Consider the following 21284-nt stretch of genomic DNA (forward strand, 5'->3'; position numbering starts at 1 on the left):
ATCGGAGGCAGGATGTCGTTTTTCAGCGTCATGTCAGGTTTGCCCGCCAGCAACGGCCCAATCTATCTGCAACTCGAGCGGGTCTTGCGCACGGCCATACACGAAGGCCGGCTGAGCGGCAGCGAAGCCCTGCCGCCGGAACGCGACATGGCGGCCCATTACGGCGTATCGCGCATCACGGTGCGCAAGGCCTTGGCCGAGCTGGAGCGCGAGGGTCTGGTCGTCCGCCGGCGCGGCATGGGCACCTTTGTCGCGGGGAAGCCGGAATCGGCCGTGCCCTTTCCGTTCCAGGAAGATCTGTTGGGCGCCGGCCGCCAGACCCGCAGCGTCTGGGCCGAACGCGAGACCGGCACGGTCAACGGTGACGAAGCCATGACTTTCGGCGTTCCCTTCGGCACGACGGTCGCGCGCCTGAAGCGTATCCGCTATCACGACGATCTGGCTGTCGCCGTCGAACAGACGGCCGTGCTCAGCGACTACCTGCCGGCCGATGTGGCGCTGGAGGACTCGCTCTACAAAGCCCTGCAACGTAGCGGCCCTTCGCCCGTCAGAGCGTTGCACCGTCTGCGTGCCGTCATCCTGCCGGAGGACAAGGCCGGCCAGCTAAGCGTTCCCGCCGGCGGTCCGGGGCTTTTCCTCGAACGCCGCGGGTTCCTGAAGGACGGCCGGACGATCGAGGTGACGCGAGGCTGGTACCGCGCGGAGGCCTCCGATCTGATCATCGACTCGACGGTATCGGGCGCCTGATCCCCGCCCACGGTAATTTGATGCCGTGAAAACAGGCCGTGCAATCCGTCGTCCGGCGTCCCGGCCAACGCACATGCCTTGCGTATAAGGTTATTTTACAATACCAGTTTATAACTTGGTTTCGCCGGCTTCGTCCGGTTGTAATGACACTTCAGCGCCGGGGCTATATGGCTGTCAACAAACGGGAAGCTTCGGAGGGCGCGAAACCCGCGATCCTGTATCTGCAACTGCAGGACTCGCTGCGTGAGGCGATCACCGGCAAGAAGCTGCTGCCCAACGACGCCATTCCGACCGAGCGCGAGCTGGCCGAGCAATATAGCGTCTCCCGCATCACCGTGCGCAAGGCCATAGACGGCCTGGTCTATGAAGGCCTGCTGACGCGCCGCCAGGGCGCCGGCACCTTCGTCGCCGAACGCGTCGAAAAGAGCTATTCCAAGATGACCTCGTTCACCGAGGACATGATGTCGCGCGGCCGCATCCCGTCCAGCCAGTGGCTGTCCAAGACCTCGGGCACGGTCAATCCGGAGGAGGCCCTGTCGATGGGCCTGTCGCCCGGCACGATCGTCTATCGCTACAACCGCATGCGCTTCGCCGATGGCACGTCGATGGGGCTCGACTATTCGACCGTGCCGGCCGACTGCCTGCCGTCGCTCGAATCGGTCGAGGATTCGCTCTATTCGGCACTGGAAGCCAACGGCACACGGCCAATCCGCGCCCTGCAGCGCCTGCGCGCCGTGGCGTTCAATGCCGAACAGGCCCGCCTGCTTGAAATCCCGGTGGGATCGCCGGGCCTGCTGATCGAGCGCCGCGGCTTCCTGGCCGACGGCCGTCCGGCGGAATATACCAAATCGTATTATCGCGGCGACGCCTACGACCTGATGTCCGAACTGGCGCATAACCCGTAATTTTTACGACGGAAAACGTTTTTATACTTGCGTGATCCGTCGCGACGCATAAAAGTTGTCATGACCAATGCAAGGCCGCAATGTACGGCCCTGTAAGCGGAGGCAGGCATGACCATACTGACACGGCGTTCCCTCCTTACGGGCTCGGCGGCTCTTTCCGCCGCGGTCGCCCTGCCCTCGGAGGCCGCAACACCCTCGCCTTCGGGCGCCGTGCCCGCCCCGCGCCAACTGGCCTGGCACAGGCTGGGCGCGCACGCCTTCATGCACTTCACGATCAATACCTTTACCGATCGCGAATGGGGTTACGGCGACGAGTCGACAGCGCTGTTCAACCCGACCGATTTCAGCGCCCACCAGATCGCCGGCGCCGTGGTGGCGGGCGGGCTGAACGGCCTAATCCTGACCGCCAAGCACCACGACGGCTTCTGCCTGTGGCCGAGCCGCTTTACCGAACACTCAATCAAAAACAGCCCGTACAAGGCGGGGCGCGGCGACATCGTCGGCGAAATGGCCGAGGCCTGCCGCCGCCACGGGCTCAAGTTCGGCGTCTATATGTCGCCGTGGGACCGCAATCACGCCGAATACGGCCGCCCGGCCTATGTCGAATATTACCATGCCCAGCTGAACGAGCTGACGACGCAGTACGGCCCGTTGTTCGAAGTCTGGTTCGACGGTGCCAACGGCGGCGACGGCTATTACGGCGGGGCGCGCGAACGCCGCAAGATCGACGGCCACACCTATTACCAGTGGGACAAGGTGCGCGAGATCGTGCGCAAGAACCAGCCGAACGCCGTCATGTTCGCCGATTCCGACATGGACATCCGCTGGGTCGGCAATGAGGACGGCCAGGCAGGCAATCCATGCTGGCCGACCTGGGACCTGACGTCGCCCTACAGCCTCGACAAGGCCAATCAAGGCGTGCGCGGCGGCCCCGTCTGGAACCCGGCCGAGGTCGATGTGTCGATCCGCCCGGGCTGGTTCTGGCACGCCGACGAGGCGCCCAAGTCGCCGGCGACCCTGACCCGGCTATGGTTCGAGTCGCAGGGGCGCGGCGCCAGCCTGCTGCTCAATGTCGCGCCCGACCGGCGGGGCCGCATCCCCGACGCCGATGTGGCGGCGTTGAAGGCGTGGAAATCGATCCGCGACAAGACGTTCGGAGCCAATCTGGCCAAGGCTGCGCGCATCACTGCCAGCAGCCGGCTCAGTCCTGCTTTCGCCGCAGGGAATGTGCTGTCGGAAAAGACGGCCTGGGCGGCGGCCAATCGCGATACGGGCGGCGCGTGGCTGCGCTTCGACCTTGCCAGGCCTCAGACCTTCGACGTGATCCGCCTGTCTGAAGACATCCGCTACGGCGTCCGCGTCGACGGGTTCGCCATCGACATCCGCGAGGCCGGAGGCTGGCGGGAAATCGCCCGGCCGCCGTCGATCGGACCCGAACGCCTGGTCCGCCTCGAACAACCGGTCAGCACGACCGCCGTGCGTATGCGCGTCCTCGCGGCCTCGGCGGCGCCGGTCGTCAATCGTTTCGGCCTGTTCCATATGCCGGACGTAGTCGAGGAGCCCTGGGTCCGCCGCGACGCGCAAGGCCAGGTGACGATCGGCTCGCCCGCGCCGGGCCTTGAGATCCGCTATACGCTCGACGGCAGCGCGCCGACGGCGAAGTCGCCCCTCTACGCCCAGCCCTTCGCCCTGCCCAATGGCGGCACGGTCAAGGCGATCGCGCGCAAGCCGGCAAATGGCGCCGTCAGCGTCATAAGCACGCGCGACTTCGATCTTTCGCCGGCGCGCTGGCACGTCACGGCCGACGGTGGCGACGTCCAGGACGGCAAGCCCTATACCGGCGCACCCAATCAGCCGCTCGAACTGGTGATCGATCTGGCGCAGAGCTATACCATCAAGGGCTTCACCCTGACGCCGCAACAGAGGCTCGACGTGCCGATCGACCAGATCGCCAGGATGGGCCCGCCCGCCGGTTACGAAGCCTGGCTGAGCGATGACGGCAAGACCTGGGGAGACAGCGTCGCGAAGGGCGAATTTTCCAATATCGCGGCCAGCCGCGCCGAACAGCGCATCCGCTTCGCGCAGCCGCATGCCGCCCGTTATCTGCGCCTGAGATTGCCGAACGCGGTGCAGGATAAACCTGTTATTGTCGTCGGCGCCGTGGGGATTATTACGCGATGAGCCTGTTCTCACCCGATCGCCGGGGCTTCCTGGCCATGACGATGGCCGCCGCCTGTCTGCCCGCAGCGGCGCGCGCTCAGGCCGCCTCGCTGGCCCCGGTCTATCCGCTCAGCCACGGCGACGCCTGGACGACCTTCGCGGCCTATGATCCCGAGACCGATCCGGATGCACCCTATTACCGTTCGCATGTGCGAAAGGTGCAGCGTATCGCGCCGTTTGCCGCCACCCAGGCGCACCCGAAACTCGACGCCCATACCTCGAGCGGGACCCTGGTCGCCGCCTATCTCACGCTCGATGGCCCCGACGTCGATTACAATCGCCGCCGCTACGCCATGGGCGCCGGCGGCCGGGTCCACGTCGAGCGCGCCTGGCAGTACCAGGACGTCGTCGTCGGCTGGAACACGACCGGTCTTGTGCCCAATGCCGGTCTGATCGATGCGGCGCACAGGAACGGCGCCCTGTGCCTTGGAACCATGTTCCAGCCCGACAAGCGCATGTTCGACGGCACGGCGATGCCGCGCCCCGAGGTGGCGAAGAAGCTAGTGAAGTTGGCGCAATACTTTGGTTTTGATGGCTATTTCGTCAATTTCGAGAGCTATACGGCCGACGATGCCCGCGCCGTCCAGGACCTGATCGGCCTGATGAAGGCCGAGGCAAAGACAGCGGGCCTCAGCGACTTCCATATCCAGTACTACAACGGCTATACCGATGCCCGCGCCGTCTGGCCGGGATCGCCGCACGTCGACGGAACCCCGCGTGAGGCCGACGCGCTGCGCGCCGACTCGATGATGATCGACCAGGGCTGGAGCCATTACGGCATGACGCGCGGCTGCTGTTCGGGGCCGGCGCTGAACGCCCTGCCCTCGCCCGCCGACCTCGGCCAGACTTACGATCCCATGGCGGTCTTCTACGGCCTGCAACTCTATCCCGGGCCCGGCTATTTCGGCCTGATCGCGCCGACCGTCATCGCGCCCAACGGCACGGGCGGGGCCAAGGGCGGCCTGCAGATCTACAGTGTCGAGGACGGCCTCCGGAAAATGCGCCGCGCCCGGCTCGACGCCTTGCGCGCCTCGACCAGCCTCAGCGCGCCTGACAAGGCCGAGTTGCTGGCCTGGACCGATCCGAAGACCAGCCGCGCCAAATGGTACCAGCTGCACAACAGCTTCTGGGCCGGGCAGACCGGCAATCCGGCGCGCGACAACGCCCCTTCGCTCGACCAGACGAAAACCTACGGCGCGCCCGAGGTGCGCAAAGTCTATACCGACTATGAAGCGCCCGGAAAGCCGACCGATCAGATCCGCCTGCCGATCACCTGGGGCGTGGCGAACTTCATCACGGAACGCTCGGTCGTGGGCGCCCTGCCCTTTGCGACATCGTTCAACACGGGCGAAGGCGACCGCTTCTTCCATCAGGGCCAGGCGGTTGCAACCACGCCGTGGTTCAACCTCGGCAGCCAGGACGTCCTGCCGACCTGGACGTGGTGGACGAAACCGATGCACGGCGGCGGCGATGGCGCGCTCACCGTCGATTATGATTACGACACGGCGTGGGACGGCAGCGCATCCTTGCGCGTTTCGGGCAAGCTGACGGCGAAGACCGCCACCGAGCTGCGGCTGTTCAAGACCGGCTTTGCCGTGCCGGCCGGCTTTACAGTCGGCCTTACCGGCAAGGGCGAGACCCACGACGCACTTCGACTCGGTCTTATTTTCGAGGATGCGCCGTCGGCCGTCGACTGGGTCAAGGTCGCGGCGAAGCCGTCGCCGTCCGGCTGGTGGACGTGGCAGCAGGACCTCGGCCGTTATGCCGGTCGTAAACTGGCCGCCCTGTCGCTCGGCTTCGAAGGTGCGGGCACAATCGATATCCATATCGGCAGGCTGTCTCTGACGGCCGGACCCGCGAGGCCTCTGGCGGCGCCACAGGGCTTCACGGTCGCCGCGTCGCGCGTCGCCGGTCAGTCGGCGGAAATCCGACTGCAATGGACGCACGATCCGGCAACTGATCACTACGACCTGTTCGCCGGCACCGTCTGGCTCGGCCGCATCTCGGGCGACCGCTACTATGTCGAGGCGCTGAAGCGGCCGGCGGGCGCGTCAACAACGACGCTTCGCCTGGTCGCCACGGGTGGAGACGGCGCCACCTCGGCCACGACCGCGACGTTCGACTGGACGGCGTGATGGAGCGCCCAACCCTGGTCATTGTCGGCGGCGGCACGGCGGGCTGGATGTCGGCGGCGCTGCTGTCGCACATCACCAAGGGACGGCTGGCCGACATCGTCCTGGTCGAATCCGAGGATATCGGCACGATCGGCGTCGGCGAAGCGACCATTCCGGCGATCAAGCGCTTCAATCGCCTGCTCGAGGTCAATGAACGCGACTTCGTGCGCCAGACAAGTGCGACCTTCAAACTGGGGATCGAATTCGTCGGCTGGGGCAGGAAAGACAGCCGCTATATCCACCCCTTCGGCGCCATCGGCGAGCCGCTCGGCCGCACGGGGTTCGAACACTTCCTGGCGCGGCGCAGGCTCAACGGCATCGTCGAGGATTTCGAGACCTATTCGCTCAACTGTATGGCCGCGAAGCACGATCGTTTCCGCACGCCGCCACGCGACCAGTCGCTGCTGTCGACCCTGTCCTACGCCTACCATTTCGACGCCAGCCTGTACGCCGCCTACCTTCGCCGCCGCGCCGAAGCCTCGGGCGTCTGTCGTATCGAAGGCAAGATCAAACACGTCGCGCAGAACCCCGACAGCGGCTTCGTCACCACGCTGACGCTGGAGAGCGGACAAGAGATCAAGGGCGACTTTTTCATCGACTGCTCGGGCCTGTCGGGTCTGCTGATCGAAAAGACGCTGCACAGCGGCTACGAGGACTGGAGCCATTGGCTGCCATGCAACCGCGCCGCCTTCGTGCCCAGCGAACGCACCGAACCGCTGACGCCCTATACGCGCTCGACCGCCGACCAGGCCGGGTGGCGCTGGCGCATTCCGCTGCAGCACCGGACCGGCAACGGTCACGTCTTCGCCTCAGACTTCATCAGCGACGAGGCGGCGGCGGAAAATCTCGTGCAAGGCCTCGATGGCAAAGCCCTGGCCGATCCGAAATTCGTCCGCTTCACGACCGGTCGCCACAAGCTGGCGTGGAACCGCAATGTCGTGGCGATCGGCCTGTCGGCAGGTTTCCTGGAGCCGCTCGAATCGACCAGCATCCACCTGATCCAGTCGGGTCTGGTCAAGTTCCTTGACCTGTGGCCGGGGCGCGAGATCGATCCGCTGCTCATCGAACAATACAACCGCGCCATGGCCAACCAGTACGAGACCATCCGCGACTTCATCATCCTGCACTACAAGGCGACGACGCGTGACGACACGCCGTTCTGGGCCTATTGCCGCAATATGGACGTGCCCGACAGCCTGACGTGGAAGACCGACCATTTCCGCGCCTCGTCGCGCATCGTGTTGACACCGGGCGAGTTGTTCCAGCCAACCAGCTGGCTGGCCGTCATGCTGGGCCAGGACATCATCCCAGAAGCCTACGACCCGCTGGCCGACATCATCGACGACGACGCAGTCGCGGCGCATTTCGAACGCGTGCGTGAAGCCGTCGCCGGCACGGTCGAGACCATGCCGACCATGACGGCGATGCTGGATGGGATGGCTTAGGTGAACACCGATGCCGATGGAATGACGGCGTCGGTACGGTTGGCATCGCAGCGGGCGTAGACGAAGCCCTTCTGGATAGCGAAGGCGCCGACCTCGCCGTTCTTGTTCAAGGCCAGGAAGCCGACTTGCAAGGTCTTGGCGGCCTCGGGGCGGCGGCGGACGATGCGCATGACCGCCTCCTCGCACGCCGCCTGGGGCGAACGGCCCTGGCGCATCAGTTCGACGACCAGGAAGCTGCCGGCGGTGCGGATGACCTCCTCGCCGACGCCGGTCGAGGTGGCGGCGCCGATCTCGCCATCGACATAGAGGCCCGCGCCGATGATCGGGCTGTCGCCGACGCGGCCGCGCAGCTTCCACGCCATGCCGCTGGTCGTGCATGCGCCCGAAAGGCGGCCTTGCGCATCGAGCGCCAGCATGCCGAGCGTGTCGTGGTTGTGGACATCGCCGGGGACCTTGCTTCCCGGCGCCTTGCCGTAGGTCTTCATCTCGCTGTTGGCGACGGGCTGATAGTTGTTGGTCTTCAGCCAGTCCTTCCAGGCCGCCTTCGATTCCGGCGTCAGCAGCTCTTCTTTTTTGAAGCCTTGCGACAGGGCAAATTGCAGGGCGCCTTCGCCGACCAGCAGGACGTGCGGGGTCTTTTCCATGACGAGCCGCGCCACCGAGATCGGATGTGCGATATGCTCCAGCGCGGCGACGGCGCCGCAGCGATAGGCCTCGTCCATGATGCTGGCGTCGAGCGAGACGTGGCCGTCGCGGTCGGGATAGCCGGCGCGGCCGACGCTGTGGTTTTTCAGGTCCATCTCGGGCACGCGCGCCCCGGCCTCGACCGCGTCGAGCGCCCAGCCGCCCCCCTTCAGCACGTCCCACGCCGCCTGGTTGGCAGCGACGCCGAAGTCCCAGGTCGAGACGACGATGGCGCCCGGCGCGGCGGCTTTGGCCTGGGAGGCGGCGGCCAGTGATCCAGCAATGGCGGCGGCGCGGACGACGGAACGGCGGCTGAAGTTGAGCATGTTAGACCTCAAACAAAGGACGGAGGACGGGTCGAAAGCGCGCGGCCGAACGCTTTGTTCGGTGTCTTGCCCATACGCAGAATGAGTTTGCCGCCGCGCATGATGTCGGCGTGGCTGATCCACGATTTCGTATGGGGCCGGCCGTTGAGGGTGGCGCTTTGGATGTAGATGGCGTCGGGGCCGTTGCCGGGCGCCTCAACGGTGAAAGTCCTGCCCTCGCCGACATTGATCGTCGCCTTGTCGAACAGCGGCGAGCCCAGCACGTAGACGGCGCTGACCGGATCGACGGGATAGAATCCCATGGAGCTCAGCAGGTACCAGGCGCTCATCTGGCCGCAGTCCTCGTTGCCGGCCAGGCCATCGGGCGCGGCGTGGTACAGCGTCGTCAGGATCTGGCGGACCTTGGCGTGGGTCTTATAGGGCGCGCCGGCATAGGCGTAGAGATAGGCGACGTGGTGGCTGGGTTCGTTGCCGTGGGCGTACTGGCCGATCAGCCCCGATATGTCGTCGAGATTGCCGTCGGGCATGTCGGACGAGGCGCCGAACAGGCCGTCGAGCTTGGCTTCGAATTCGGTCTCGCCGCCAAACAGCGCCATGTAGCCGTACAGGTCGTGCTGGTTGAGGAAGGTGGCCTGCCAGCTATTGGTCTCGGTGAAGTCGCGCCACGCTTTTTGATTGTGGCCGAGCGAGGCCGGCCAGTAGGGCGTGACCCATTGGCCGTCGCTCAGGCGCCCGCGCATGAAGTGGGTATAGTAGTCGAAGACGTTGCGATAGTTGCGCGAGCGTTCGCGTAAGAACGCCGCGTCGGCGGGTTGGCCCGCCGCTTCGGCCAACTTGGAGACCGCCCAGTCGTCATAGGCGAATTCGAGCGTGCGCGAGACGGATTCGTCGACCTTGTCGGCGGGGATGTAGCCGAGTTTGCGGTACCAGCCGAGACCATGGACGTCGTCGTCGAAGGCGCGTTTGCGCATGACGGCAAAGGCGGCCTTGTAGTCGATGCCCTTGACGCCCTTGCGGTACGCTTCGGCCAGGACGGCGGCCGAATGATAGCCGACCATGGTGTCGGTCTCGCGGCCCTGCAACGGCCAGATCGGCGGGCCGGCGGGGCTTTCCTGCCCCATGCGCACCAGGCCCTGCAGCATGGCCGGCATGCGCTGGCCTTGTGTCAGCAGATAGAAGGGGTGCGCCGCGCGGTAGGTGTCCCACAGGCTATAGGTCGAATAGTTTTCCTCGCCGGGTTTCAGCGTATGGACTTCGTTGTCCATGCCGCGATAGCGCCGGTCGACGTCGCTGAAGATCGTCGGCGCCAGCAGCGCATGATAGTGCGACGTGTAGAAGATGCGTTTGGCGTCGGCGTCACCGGTTTCAACGCGGACGCGCGACAGCTCCTGCTCCCAGGCGGCGCGGGCCGCTCCGCGTACACGCTCGAAATCGAAGTCCGGGCATTCGGCGTCGAGATTGCGCAGGGCGCCGTCGATATCGACCGACGAGATGCCGACCCGGGCCAGCAGCGGAGCCGACCCGGCGTCGGCGAATTCCAGCACGCATTTCAGGTTGGTGCCTTTGACGGTATCGCCGTCGGCCTCTTGGTCGTCGCTATAGAGCGTCGCCGCCGAAACGGGCCGCGACAGTTTCAACGCAAAGAAGATCCAGCGCCCTTGCGCCCACTGCGACACCTGGCGTCCTCCGACCAGGGTGTCGTTGCCGATCAGGCGTAGCGAAGCATTGGCGATATGCGCCCGGACGGGTTTTTCCCACCAGTTAACGTTGGCGTGGTGCCAGTCGATCAGCAGGTGCCCAGCCTCGCCTTGCGGGAAGGTATAGCGGTGGAGGCCTGTGCGTAAGGTGGCCGTCAGCTCGGCGCGGACGCGGCTGTCGGTCAGATCGACGCTGTAATAGCCGGGCGTCGCGGTCTCGGTCTTGCGGTCGTAGCGCGAACGGTAGCCGGCCTCGGGCGCCTCGACCGTACCGGGCTGCAGGACGACCGGGCCGGTGCGCGGCACGACCAGCAGGTCGAGCATGTCGGCGCAGCCCGTGCCGCTCAAATGGGTGTGTGAAAACCCGAGGATCGAACCGTCCTTCTGGTGGTAGCCCGAGCACGAATCCCAGCCGGCGCACGAGGTGTCGGGCGACAGCTGGACCATGCCGAACGGCAGGGTCGCGCCGGGAAAGACGTGGCCGTGTCCGCCCGTGCCGATAAAGGGATCGACGTGGTCGCAAGGGTTGTCGCTGGCGGCGGCCAGGACGGTCTGCGGCAGGGTGGTAAAGGCGGCGGTGGCGGCCAGGACCTGGCGGCGTGAGATCATGTGAACCTCAGGCAAGAAGTGACGGTTTGCGGCTATATAAGTCCAGAATGGTCTCGCCGAACAGACTGTTGGCCCAGGCGAACCAGGCGCGCGTGAAGACCGCCGGATTGTCCTGGTCGAAGGCCTCGTGCATGAAGCCCGTGCCCGCGTCGGTCGTCTTCAGGATTTGTAGCGACGCGTGGATTTCGGCGTCGTCGTGCGACGTCAGGATGCGCATCATCAGCGACATCGGCCAGATCAATCTCAGACCTTCATGCGGCCCCCCTATGCCTTCGCCGGCCGCGCCCTTGAAGAAGTAAGGATTGCGGTCGGACCACACCGCCGCGCGCGTGGCGCGGTAGACGGGATCGTCGCCTTTCACCGCCCCGAGGTAGGGCAAGGCCAGCAGGCTCGGCACATTGGCGTCGTCCATGAAGAGCGCATTGCCGAAGCCGTCGACCTCATAGGCCCACATCTTGCCACCCTTGCCGTCGGGGATCAGGCCGTGCGCTTTCAGGGCTGTATCGACCTCGGCGGCCAAGGCCAGGCAGTCCTGCGCGAAAGCCGCGCCGAGCCCCGTAGCCTCCGACATCGCCGCGAGTTGGCGCAAGCTGACGACAGCGAAATGGTTCGACGGGATGAGAAACGGATAGGTGCAGGCGTCGTCCGACGGCCGGAAGCCCGAATGGATCAGGCCGATCTTCTTCGTCGGATTGCCGTAACCCTTGAGCGCCAGGGTCTCGGTCGGCGCCTCGGCCTTGCGCTGGAAAACGTAAGGGCCGGTATCGGTTTTGCGCTGCTGTTCGCGGAAGGTCCTGAGCACCACCTGCATGGCCTGGCGCCAGGTGTCGTCGAAGGGCGTTTTGTCGCCCGTCGCGGTGAGATACCCATGCGCCAGCCGGATGGGATAGCACAGGCTGTCGATCTCCCATTTGCGCTCGGCGACGCCTGGCTTCATGGTCGTCAGATCGCCGATCGACCATTTGAGCGTGGTCATCGCCGCTGGGTCTTTCAGGAAGGCGTTGGCGTAGGGGTCGATCAAGATGCAGCGCGCCTGGCGCTGGATCAGGCCTTGGAACAGGATTTGGAGCGCCTTGTCGTTTTTGACCAGCGGCAGATACGGCCAGACCTGGGCCGAGGAATCGCGCAACCACAGGGCCTCGATGTCGCCGGTGATGACGAAGGCGTCGGGCCTGCCGTCGACCTCGCCCATCTCGATCGTGGTGTCGAGCGTGTTGGGATAACAGGCCTCGAACAAGGCAGAGAGTTTCGGATCGCCGATGGCCCTGCGCATCTTGGCGATAACGGCCTCGACGGCGGGACTGACATAGCGGCGGGCTGCCGGCGCCGGCCTGCCGATCGTCGGGGTTTGGGCACGGACGGCGCTCGCACTCAGGGACCCGATAGCCACCAAACCGGTCATCAGTTCACGACGGTTCATTGGGCGCACCTCATTTCAAGTTGATGCTGCGTACCGCATGGAAACACCGCATTGCCCCTTCCGTCACTCGCTACGCTCGTGCCACCTTCCCCGCTCTGCAGGGAAGGAATTAGGCCATTAAACCTCCCACCTGCCCCGTTTACGGGGAAGGTGGCTGGGTCGGCGTCAAGCCGATCCAGACGGAAAGGGGGAAATGGTAGACACGGAAAAACCATCTGCCACCCTACCCCTTGACCAGTCCCGGCAGGTCCCAGATCTGCACCTTGCCGCCGGCGATGCTGGCGTCGGCCGTCGGATGCAGATCGAAGACGGCGACTTCATTTGTTCCTATTTTCAAGAAACTTTCCGGCACGAACAGGGCGCGTTGCGGCCCGACCGACCAGTGGCGGCCGAGGTTCACGCCATTGACCCAGGCATAGCCCTTGCCCCAGCCGCGCATGTCGAGGAAGGTATAGCCCGTCTCCTTGAGATCGAAGGTCGCGCGGTAAAAGGCCGGACCCGTGGGCATGGCATGTCCGAACGACAGGCCCACCAGGCTATCGAGTGGCAGGCCTTGGTGCGCCCACCCCGTCAGCGGCTTTCCGTTCAGGGTGACGTCGCCGATCAGCCCCTTCTGGTCCTTGCCGATGCGCTCGCCGTAATTGATGTGGCCCATGGTATCGACCAGGACTTCGAGCCAGTCGCCGGCCTTCGCTGCGATCGCGATTTCGTTTTCCTTAAGCCGCCGGTCGAGGACGCCGATGCGCTTGCCGCCGACCGAGACGACGGCGTAGTCGCGCACCTCGCCGAAGCGCAAGATCCCCTTGGCGGCCTTCGTGAAGCGATGGCGATAGAGCATCAGGCCGTGCGCCTGGCCGAGCTTTTCCAGCGTCTTCGGGGCGGCGGCCTCGACAGCCTTGCCAAAGAGCGGCGTGACGGCTGCGGTTTCCATTAGGCGGAAGCGCGGAATCTCGATCGCCTTTTGCGGCGCAGGCAGGGGCGCGAAACGTTCGGCTGGCAAGTAGTTCTTGAACAGGGCAAATGCCGCGTCGAACTTGGGCGTCGGCCGCCCGGCCTCGTCGAACATGGCGTCGTAATCGTAGCTCGAAATATCGGGCTGATAGAGCTGTTTGTTGCGGTCGAAATTGGCGCCGGCGTTGAAGCCGAACGAGGTGCCGCCGTGCGCCACGTAGAAGCTGATCGAAATCTTGTTGTCGAGCATCCATTTCAGGCTGTCGACCAGCGGCGGGATGGCGACCGAGGAATGCATCTCGCCGAAATGGTCGAACCAGCCGCCCCACAGCTCGGTGCAGATGCGCGGCCCCTGCGGCTTGTACTGGGCGAAGCGCTTGAACTCGTTTTCCGCCTTGTCGTAGGTGCCGAAATTGATGCCGTTGACCAGGTCCGGCAGCGCGCCGCCGTCGATCACCACCGCGCCGTCGACCGTATAGAGCTGGCCCTTGAAACCGGCGGCACGGACCTGGTCGCGCACGGCCGCCATATAGGCGTGGTCGTTGCCGAACGAGCCGTATTCGTTCTCGACCTGGGTCATCAGAATCGGCCCGCCGCGATCGATTTCGAGGTGCGCGATCTCCTGGCCCAGCCGTTTCAACCAGCGTCCCGCCGGCTCCATATAGGCCGGGTCGAGCGTGCGCGCCTTTACCGTTTCGTCGGGGAACAGCCACGCCGGATAGCCGCCGCCGTCCCATTCGGCACAGACATAGGGTCCGGCGCGCAGCAGGACGTGCAACCCCTCCTCCTGCGCCATGGTCAGCCACGCGACAATATCGAGATTTCCGGAAAAATCGTATTTACCCGGCGTGACCTCGTGCGCGTTCCAGAACATGTAGGCCGACAGCGTGTTCAGCCCCAGGCTCTTCAGCTTCTTCAGGCGGTCGCGCCAGTCCGCGCGCGCGATGCGCGCATAGTGCAGTTCACCAGCCAGGATCTGGAGCGGCTGGCCGTCGAGCATGAACTGGTCGCCCTGCACCGTGAAGCGCGGCGAGGCGGCCAGGGCCGATGCCGTGGGGATAAGGGCGCTGGCGCCCAGACCTGCGATAAAAGCTCTGCGGGACGTCATGGATAGACCTATTTCGGAAGCACGGCGTGGCCGCTGAGATTTATACTGCCGGCAACACCCGGCCCGTCGCCGGGTTGCGCGCCACCGACAAAGACCCCGAAGGCGCCGTCGGTCTGGATGCGGGAACCGTCGCGTTTGACGATGCTGAGGGCGCGCGGGTCGAGCGTAAAGACGACCTCGCAGCTTTCTCCGGGTTGCAGATGGACACGCTGCGTGCCGGCCAGCGACCGCAAGAGCCCCTGCCCGTCTGCTGGCGGCGTCAGGTACAGCTCGGCGACCTCTTCGCCCGCCACCGCGCCGCTATTGGTCACGGTGGCGCGGACGGTGATGGTCTCACCAGTTTTGACCGTGGCGGGAGCCTTGAGGCCGCTATAGGCGAAGCGCGTATAGGACAGGCCGTAGCCGAAGCCGAACAACGGCTTACCGGTAAAATAGCGATAGGTCCGGCCCGTCATGCGGTAGTCGACGAAGGGTGGCAGGTCCTGGACCGAGGCATAAACGGTGACCGGCAGGCGGCCCGATGGATTATAGCCGCCGGTCAGGATATCGGCGATCGCTGTGCCGCCCGCCTCGCCCGGGTACCAGGCCTGGAGGACAGCATCGGCGTGGCCTTTTGCCCAGTTGAGCGCCACCGCGCCGCCCGACAGGTTGACGACGATCAGCGGCTTGCCAGTTGCCTTCAGCGCTTCGAGCAGGGCTTGCTGGCGCGCGGGCAGGCCAAGATCGGTGCGGTCGCCGCGATCGAAACCGGGGACCAGGATCGACAGTTCCTCGCCCTCGACATCGGGCGACAGGCCGACAAAGGCGACGATGGCGTCGGCGTCCTTGGCTGCGGCAGCCGCTTCGGCGCGTTGCGCGTCGGCCGGGGCCTGCCATTGCAGACGGATGCCCCAGTCGCCGCCCGTATGCGCGAAGTCGAGGCGGATGGCGTGGGGTTTGGCGTCGTCGAAATGGACGCCGGCGTCCAGATTTTTGCCGTCACCCGTATCGGCCAGGACCGCTTTGCCGTCGATATAGAGCGTCACCGCGTCGTGGCGGTTGTCGCATTCCCAGCAGCGCTCGGTATAGATTTTGAGCTGGTAATCGCCGGGCGCGTGCGGCGTGACAAAGCCCGTCCAGCGCACGCTATAGGGCCCTTTTTCAAAGCCCTTGACCGGCGCCGCGCCATAGAGGTCGAGATTGACACTGCGGTCGGTGCGGACCACGGCGGGCGGGCCGGAAAAATCGCCGGTCGCGAAATATTCGCCCTTGAGGCCCGCCTCCCCGGCCTGCGTTGTCAGCGCCGTTTCCGGGATTGGGATGGCGACGCCATCGGCGATGTTCGAGCCCTGGGCATAGGTCACATTCGCGAACGCCTTGCGCAGGCCGGTAAGCGGCGTCACCGGCGCGATCGCCGTGCCGTGGTAGTTGGCTTCAAGCACCTCCAACGTATCGGCATTGGGGCCGATAACAGCGATGCGGGCGGACGATTTCAATGGCAGGACGCCAGTGTTTTTCAACAGCACGATCGACTCGCGCGCTGCTTTCAGCGCGAGGGTTTGGGACGCGGGCGTATGAATTTGCGCCGCCGTGATGCCATCGTAAGGACTGCCCGCACCGTCGAGGCCGAGACGCTTGCGCGCCGCAAACAGGCGGTTCGTCGCGCGATCGATATCGGCGACCGTCACCAGCTTCTTGTCCAGCGCGAGCTTGAGATTTCGGTAGTAGGTACCGCAGTTGAGGTCGGTCCCCGCCTTCAAGGCGGCGGCGGCATTTTCCTCCGGCGTCGGCCGGTAGAAGTGGAAGGCGTACATGTCCTCGACCGCGTCGCAATCGGTGACGACATAGCCGGTAAAGCCCCAGTCGCGGCGCAGGCGCCCGTTCAAAAGGTCGCCATCGGCGCACACCGGCGTGCCGTGCAGCGCGTTATAGGCGCACATGACCGATTGCGCCTTGCCCTCGGTGATCACCTGGCGGAAGGCGGGCGTGAAGGTCGCCTCAAGGTCGTAGGGCGAAACATCGACGTCGAAGCCGTGACGCCCGGCCTCGGGCCCCGAATGGACGACGAAGTGCTTGACCGAAGCGATGGTGCGCGGGTGCTTCGGATCGGGCCCCTGAAGCCCCTCGACGAAGGCGGCACCCAACGTACCCGTCAAATACGGGTCCTCGCCATAGGTCTCCTGCCCCCGCCCCCAGCGCGGGTCGCGGAAGATGTTGATATTGGGGGACCAGATGGTCAGGCCCTGGTAGCGGCCGTGGTCGGCGTCGCGGCCGATCGTATTGAAGCCGGCGCGCGCCTCGGTCGACACGACCTCACCTACGCTGTTCAGCAACTCCGGATCCCAGGTCGCCGCCAACCCGATGGCCTGCGGGAAGACCGTGGCCTCACCGTTGCGGGCCAGGCCATGCAGGCCCTCGTTCCACCAGTTGTAACCGCGCACATGAAGGCGCGGGATGGCGGGCGCCGCGGCTTGCAGCTGGGCGATCTTCTCGTCCACCGTCATTGGCGGCGCGGCCAGGGCCGCCAGCATCAAGACCAAGGGCGTCATTGCGCCGCCCCGTAGAGCGAGCGAACGCTCAAGCCCTTTTTCACAGTGGCGATGTCAGCCGCCGACGTGAAGGTCAGGGTCACCGGCTCACCCGGCAGGAGGTCGAAGGCGTTGTCCGACGGGCGGATATCGAGCGCGCCGAAATCGACCCACACCTGCCGCGCCAGTGTGCCTGAACTCAGCGTCACGGCGTAGCCACCGGGCACGGCTTTCAGGTCGGCCTTGATCTTCGGATCGCTGAGCTTGAGCCCCTTCGACGGCACGAAATAGGCGATGGCACGCGACACGTTCTTGCCGTGATCGAGCAGGTCGACGACGACATAGGTCCTGTCGGGCGACGCGCCCTTCAGCAGATCGGCGTCGGCCAGGGCATCGAGCTTCAAGCTGGTGCGCGCCGCCACCGCGACCGAACGCGTGGCGTCGGACAGTACCTTGCCGTCGCGGTCCATGACCCTGAGACGGTAATCGAAGGTCCGAGCCGCGCCCTCGTCCGACACCAGGTTGACCGTCGTGACGCCGTCCTTGCGCAGGGCCGTGACGATGACCGGGGCGTAAAAGCGTTTGGCGTGGAATTGCAGCGCCTTCCAGCGGCCGAAATAGTCCATGCTGGACCACGAGGCGCCCGGCCAGACGTCGTTGATCTGCCAGTACATCGACCCCATGCTTTGCGGCATGGCCGCGCGCAGGTGGGTCGCCGCCAGCTCTATGCCCTCGGCCTGCATGACCTGCGACAGGTAGACGAAGCTGTCGAAGTCCTTCGGCTGGCCGTAATTGTTGTTGATGTACAGCATCAGACGCTTGTTGCCGTTACCCTTGTCGTACTTCTGGTGGGCGCGCATGACCGGGGTTTCCGGCTGCATGTCGGAAGGTCCGGCGAAGGCCTTGATCGTCTCCATCACTGGGAAGGATTGCAAGCCGTATTCGCTCATGAAGCGCGGCGTGACGTTCAGATATTCCTCGACCGGCTTGCCGCCCCAGACGCTCCAGTAGTGGCGGTCGCCGTCATTGTCCTGGTCGGCCGGGCCGTCGTAATCGGTCGACGGCGTGCTGGCCCAGTACGGCGTGCCCGGCGAATTCTGTTCGACGGCAGAGCGTAAAACCTGGTCGAACATGCGCACCATGCCGGTGATGACGCGGTCGCGTTCTTCCGGCGACAGCTGCGCCTTGACGTCGCGCGTGGCGCCGCCCCAGTTTTCCCAGTCGGTCTGGACCTCGTTATTGCCGACCCAGATGACGACCGACGGATGGTTGCGCAGGCGCTTGACCTGTTCGGCCGCCTCGACGCGCGTGCTTTCGCGGAAGTCGCGGTCGTACGGGATGATGGCGCCGCCGAACATGAAGTCCTGCCAGATCATCAGCCCCAGTTCGTCGGCCTTGTCATAGACGTGGTCGTCCTGATAGGTGCCGCCGCCCCAGATGCGCAGGATGTTCATATTGGCGTCGACGGCCGATTGCAGCACATGGTCCTGTTGGGCCTCGGTCACGCGCGTCGGGAACATGTCGAAGGGGATCATATTGGCCCCCTTGGCGAAGACCGGCACGCCGTTGACGACCAGTTCGAAGCTGCGTCCCCACTGATCGGCTTCGCGGCGAATTTCCACAGTGCGCAGGCCGATGCGGCGCGTCTCCGTCCCGATCACCTCGTCGCCCTGTTTGACCGTCGCCGTCACCGTATAGAGGTCGGGCTTGCCGTAGCCCACGGGCCACCAGCGTTTCGGATTGGCGATCTGCACCGGCACGCGCACGGGGACCTTGCCAGCGAACAGGCTGACTTCCCGCGTCACGCGGGTATGGCTGCCGTCGGGCGCGGTGATATCGACCGTCACGCTTGCCGGCTGGACGCGGTCCGACACGATGTCGAAACCGGCGTCGAGCGCCGCGACGGTGTCGTCGAGATGGACCTGCGCCACGTGGAAGTCGTCGAGACGGACGCTGTCATAAGCCTCAAGTTTGACTGGCTTCCAGATGCCGAGCGTCACGACGCGCGGACCCCAGTCCCAGCCGTACTGGTATCCGGCCTTGCGGACATAGGTCGAGCTGTTGCGGCCGAGCGGTTCGTCGCCGAAGGCGGAATCGTAAGCGCCCGGCATGACATAGGGCATGGCGGCGACCTTGGGCGCCATGCGCTTGATCGGCGACGCCAGGTCGACCTCTACGAGGTTCTTGCCGGCGTGCAGCGCGTCCTTTACCGGCACGCGCCAGACGCGGAACATGTTGTCGGCGCTAAGCACGGGTTTGCCGTTGACCCGGACCTCGGCAAAGGTGTCGAGCCCGTCGAAGACGAGGTCGACGTGGTCGCGATGCAGCGTCGCTTCGGAAACCTCGATCTCGGTCTGGTACTGCCAGTCGGACAGGCCGACCCACTGCACCCTGGCTTCGTTGTCGCCGATATAGGGATCGGGCAGCTTGCCGGCGCTCATCAGGTCGGTCTGGGCGGTGCCGGGCACGCTGGCTTTCAGCAGCCGGCGGCTTCGGGATGGGATTTGACCGCCGCATCGCCGGGTGAAAGGCGCACATGCCAGCCCCCGTCGATGACACGGATTTCAGGCGCGGCGGCAAAGGCGATGGCGGCTTGGAGAGAGGTAACTGCATACATGAGTGTCGCGACGATGGCTCCCTTGAAAATGATCCTCATCAGGCACTCCTGTTTGCTGGGCTGACAGTATCGATGGTGCGGACCGGCGCGAGCCGGCCGGCCTTAATGGCTCTCTATGCGGTAGACGTAGGCCAGCTGACGGGGCGAGTCCGCGGGCGGGGTCAGGACCAGGCCGTCGCCGGTCTGGCGGAAGGGCACGTCGGCGCCCGATCCGAGAAGCTTGACGGCGCGCACGGGATAGTCCGGGCGGATCGAGGCGATCGTCGCCGATCCGCTGTCGGGCCACGCCATCTGGATGGCGTAGAGCGCGCCCTTGTTGACCGTGAAACGGAAGTCCTGCGCCGTATAGGGCTTGGCCTTGCTTTCGGCGAAGGTGCCGGACGCCGTCTCGGTCGGGCCCTCGCCGAAGACGACCCACGGCCGCGAACCGTAGATGGCTTCGCCATTGACCTTCAGCCACGCGCCCATCTTCAGGAAGGTGTCGCGGGCGGCGTCGGGGATATGGCCGTCGGCGCGCGGGCCGACATTGAGCAGCAGGTTGCCGTTCTTCGACACGACGTCGGCCAGCAGGTGAATCAGCTGTTCCGGCGATTTATAGGTGTCGTTTTCGATATAGCCCCACGACTTGTCGCTGATCGACGTGCAGGTCTGCCAGACGTCCTTGCGGATGCCGGGCGCCTGGCCGCGTTCGATGTCGAGCACGGCGGAACCGTCGGCGAATTCGCCGAGCTTGTAATTGACGATGGCCGATCCGCCGGCCTTGGCGGCGCGGTTGTAATACCAGGCCAGGAAGGTCGGCAGGGTATTGCGGAACGACGGCTGGCCGATCCACCAGTCGAAATAGACGAGGTCCGGCGAATAGCGGTCGACCAGCTCGATCTGGCGCGCCAGCCAGTCGTCAAGCCAGGCCTGCGAAACGTGCGTATAGTCGCCGAACAGGGCCTCGTCCGGGCCGCTGGTCAGGCGCTTCTGGGCCGGGCCGTACAGTCCGGCATTGGCCGGGTCTGACACGTCCGACGGGAAGCGGCGGCCGCCGTCGAAGAACCAGTCGTGCTCGGCGCGGTGCGAAGACAGGGCGAAGTGCAGGCCGTTCTTTCGCGCCGACCTAGCGATCTCGCCGATGAGGTCGCGCTTCGGCCCCATCTTGACCGCGGTATAGTCGGACAGGTGGCTGTCGTAGAGCGAGAAGCCGTCGTGGTGTTCGGCCACCGGCACGACGTAGCGCGCGCCGGCGTCGCGGAACAGCGACGTCCAGGCGTCGGCGTCGAAGGCCTCGGCCTTGAAGCTCGGGATGAAATCCTTGTAGCCGAAGCGCGTCTGCGGCCCGTAAGTCTTGATATGGTGTTCGTATTCCGCGCTGCCCTGGACGTACATGTTGCGCGAATACCATTCGCTGCCGAAGGCCGGGATCGAAAAGATGCCCCAGTGGACGAAGATGCCGAAGCGCGCGTCGGCGTACCATTCGGGCACGCTGTAGCCTTGCAACGACTCCCAGTCGGGACGGAAAGGTCCGGCGCCCGCCCCGGCCTGCGCCTGGGCCAAGCGGCGCGAGCGTTCGGGGACATAGGCTTTCGTGGCATTCAGCCATTCGCGGTCGAGGTCGTCCGGTGTTTTTTCAGTCGTCGCTGCTGACGCCACCCCGGGCGATCCAACAGCGAGGCCGATCGATGCCGCGCCGGCAAGCCACTGACGGCGATTCCACTGCGTATTGGACATCCACGCTCTCCCTTTTCCACATTTCGGATACTATACGCCCGGGCGCTACAGGACCAAAAAACGGCAGTCCTCTCAGGAGCTAAGGACCGCCGCTTCTTGAGTTGCGGTGACGGATGGCCGGCGAAATTGCCGGCTTGCCCGCACCTTGGAAGCCCGAA

At 65.2% G+C, this 21284-nt stretch carries 11 protein-coding genes and 1 pseudogene; 5 read left to right on the forward strand and 7 right to left on the reverse strand.

Annotated elements, in window-relative coordinates:
• The first annotated feature begins 12 nt into the window (after positions 1–12).
• From AB8717_RS20810 to AB8717_RS20830, 5 genes are all read left to right on the forward strand, one after another.
• The gene (locus AB8717_RS20810; protein WP_443750954.1) at positions 13–747 is read left to right on the forward strand and encodes a GntR family transcriptional regulator; all 735 of its coding nucleotides are present in this window, start codon (positions 13–15) and stop codon (positions 745–747) included.
• 167 nt (positions 748–914) lie between these two features.
• The gene (locus AB8717_RS20815) at positions 915–1652 is read left to right on the forward strand and encodes a GntR family transcriptional regulator (RefSeq protein WP_443750955.1); all 738 of its coding nucleotides are present in this window, start codon (positions 915–917) and stop codon (positions 1650–1652) included.
• Positions 1653–1760: 108 nt separating this feature from the next.
• Positions 1761–3833 carry an alpha-L-fucosidase gene (locus tag AB8717_RS20820; RefSeq protein WP_443750956.1) on the forward strand — a complete coding sequence of 691 codons (2073 nt, stop codon included), beginning with the start codon at positions 1761–1763 and terminating at the stop codon, positions 3831–3833.
• Positions 3830–6007, forward strand: a complete 2178-nt coding sequence (locus tag AB8717_RS20825; RefSeq protein WP_443750957.1) for an endo-beta-N-acetylglucosaminidase — start codon at positions 3830–3832, stop codon at positions 6005–6007. The genes AB8717_RS20820 and AB8717_RS20825 overlap by 4 nt, the downstream gene beginning before the upstream one ends.
• Positions 6007–7491 carry a tryptophan halogenase family protein gene (locus AB8717_RS20830; protein ID WP_443750958.1) on the forward strand — a complete coding sequence of 495 codons (1485 nt, stop codon included), beginning with the start codon at positions 6007–6009 and terminating at the stop codon, positions 7489–7491. Before AB8717_RS20825 ends, AB8717_RS20830 begins: the two co-directional genes overlap by 1 nt.
• Here the strand turns inward: AB8717_RS20830 and AB8717_RS20835 are convergent.
• From AB8717_RS20835 to AB8717_RS20865, 7 genes and pseudogenes are all read right to left on the reverse strand, one after another.
• The gene (locus AB8717_RS20835; protein ID WP_443750959.1) at positions 7488–8501 is read right to left on the reverse strand and encodes a N(4)-(beta-N-acetylglucosaminyl)-L-asparaginase; all 1014 of its coding nucleotides are present in this window, start codon (positions 8499–8501) and stop codon (positions 7488–7490) included. The genes AB8717_RS20830 and AB8717_RS20835 overlap by 4 nt on opposite strands.
• An 8-nt stretch (positions 8502–8509) precedes the next feature.
• Complete coding sequence (locus tag AB8717_RS20840) at positions 8510–10807, reverse strand: GH92 family glycosyl hydrolase (RefSeq protein WP_443750960.1); 2298 nt, start codon at positions 10805–10807, stop codon at positions 8510–8512.
• 7 nt (positions 10808–10814) lie between these two features.
• Positions 10815–12227: a glycoside hydrolase family 125 protein gene (locus AB8717_RS20845; RefSeq protein ID WP_443750961.1), complete on the reverse strand. Its 1413-nt coding sequence runs from the start codon at positions 12225–12227 to the stop codon at positions 10815–10817.
• Positions 12228–12450: 223 nt separating this feature from the next.
• Entirely contained in the window at positions 12451–14286 is a 1836-nt protein-coding gene (locus AB8717_RS20850) for a glycoside hydrolase family 35 protein (RefSeq protein ID WP_443750962.1), read from the reverse strand.
• 8 nt (positions 14287–14294) lie between these two features.
• Positions 14295–16814, reverse strand: a complete 2520-nt coding sequence (locus AB8717_RS20855) for a glycoside hydrolase family 3 C-terminal domain-containing protein (RefSeq protein ID WP_443750963.1) — start codon at positions 16812–16814, stop codon at positions 14295–14297.
• Positions 16811–19449, reverse strand: a pseudogene (locus tag AB8717_RS20860) (beta-mannosidase). The gene AB8717_RS20855 and the pseudogene AB8717_RS20860 overlap by 4 nt, the downstream one beginning before the upstream one ends.
• Positions 19450–19512: 63 nt before the next feature.
• Entirely contained in the window at positions 19513–21126 is a 1614-nt protein-coding gene (locus AB8717_RS20865; protein WP_443750964.1) for an alpha-L-fucosidase, read from the reverse strand.
• Positions 21127–21284: the final 158 nt, after the last annotated feature.

The sequence above is a fragment of the Asticcacaulis solisilvae genome, from assembly GCF_052327315.1.
Lineage (GTDB): Bacteria > Pseudomonadota > Alphaproteobacteria > Caulobacterales > Caulobacteraceae > Asticcacaulis > Asticcacaulis solisilvae_B.

Excerpts from the sequence above, each read along its gene's own strand:
- AB8717_RS20865 (WP_443750964.1), bottom strand. The coding sequence starts at position 21,126 with ATGTCCAATACGCAGTGGAATCGCCGTCAGTGGCTTGCCGGCGCGGCA.
- AB8717_RS20835 (WP_443750959.1), bottom strand. The coding sequence starts at position 8,501 with ATGCTCAACTTCAGCCGCCGTTCCGTCGTCCGCGCCGCCGCCATTGCT.
- AB8717_RS20820 (WP_443750956.1), top strand. The coding sequence starts at position 1,761 with ATGACCATACTGACACGGCGTTCCCTCCTTACGGGCTCGGCGGCTCTT.
- AB8717_RS20815 (WP_443750955.1), top strand. The coding sequence starts at position 915 with ATGGCTGTCAACAAACGGGAAGCTTCGGAGGGCGCGAAACCCGCGATC.
- AB8717_RS20845 (WP_443750961.1), bottom strand. The coding sequence starts at position 12,227 with ATGAACCGTCGTGAACTGATGACCGGTTTGGTGGCTATCGGGTCCCTG.
- AB8717_RS20850 (WP_443750962.1), bottom strand. The coding sequence starts at position 14,286 with ATGACGTCCCGCAGAGCTTTTATCGCAGGTCTGGGCGCCAGCGCCCTT.
- AB8717_RS20825 (WP_443750957.1), top strand. The coding sequence starts at position 3,830 with ATGAGCCTGTTCTCACCCGATCGCCGGGGCTTCCTGGCCATGACGATG.
- AB8717_RS20810 (WP_443750954.1), top strand. The coding sequence starts at position 13 with ATGTCGTTTTTCAGCGTCATGTCAGGTTTGCCCGCCAGCAACGGCCCA.
- AB8717_RS20855 (WP_443750963.1), bottom strand. The coding sequence starts at position 16,814 with ATGACGCCCTTGGTCTTGATGCTGGCGGCCCTGGCCGCGCCGCCAATG.
- AB8717_RS20830 (WP_443750958.1), top strand. The coding sequence starts at position 6,007 with ATGGAGCGCCCAACCCTGGTCATTGTCGGCGGCGGCACGGCGGGCTGG.
- AB8717_RS20840 (WP_443750960.1), bottom strand. The coding sequence starts at position 10,807 with ATGATCTCACGCCGCCAGGTCCTGGCCGCCACCGCCGCCTTTACCACC.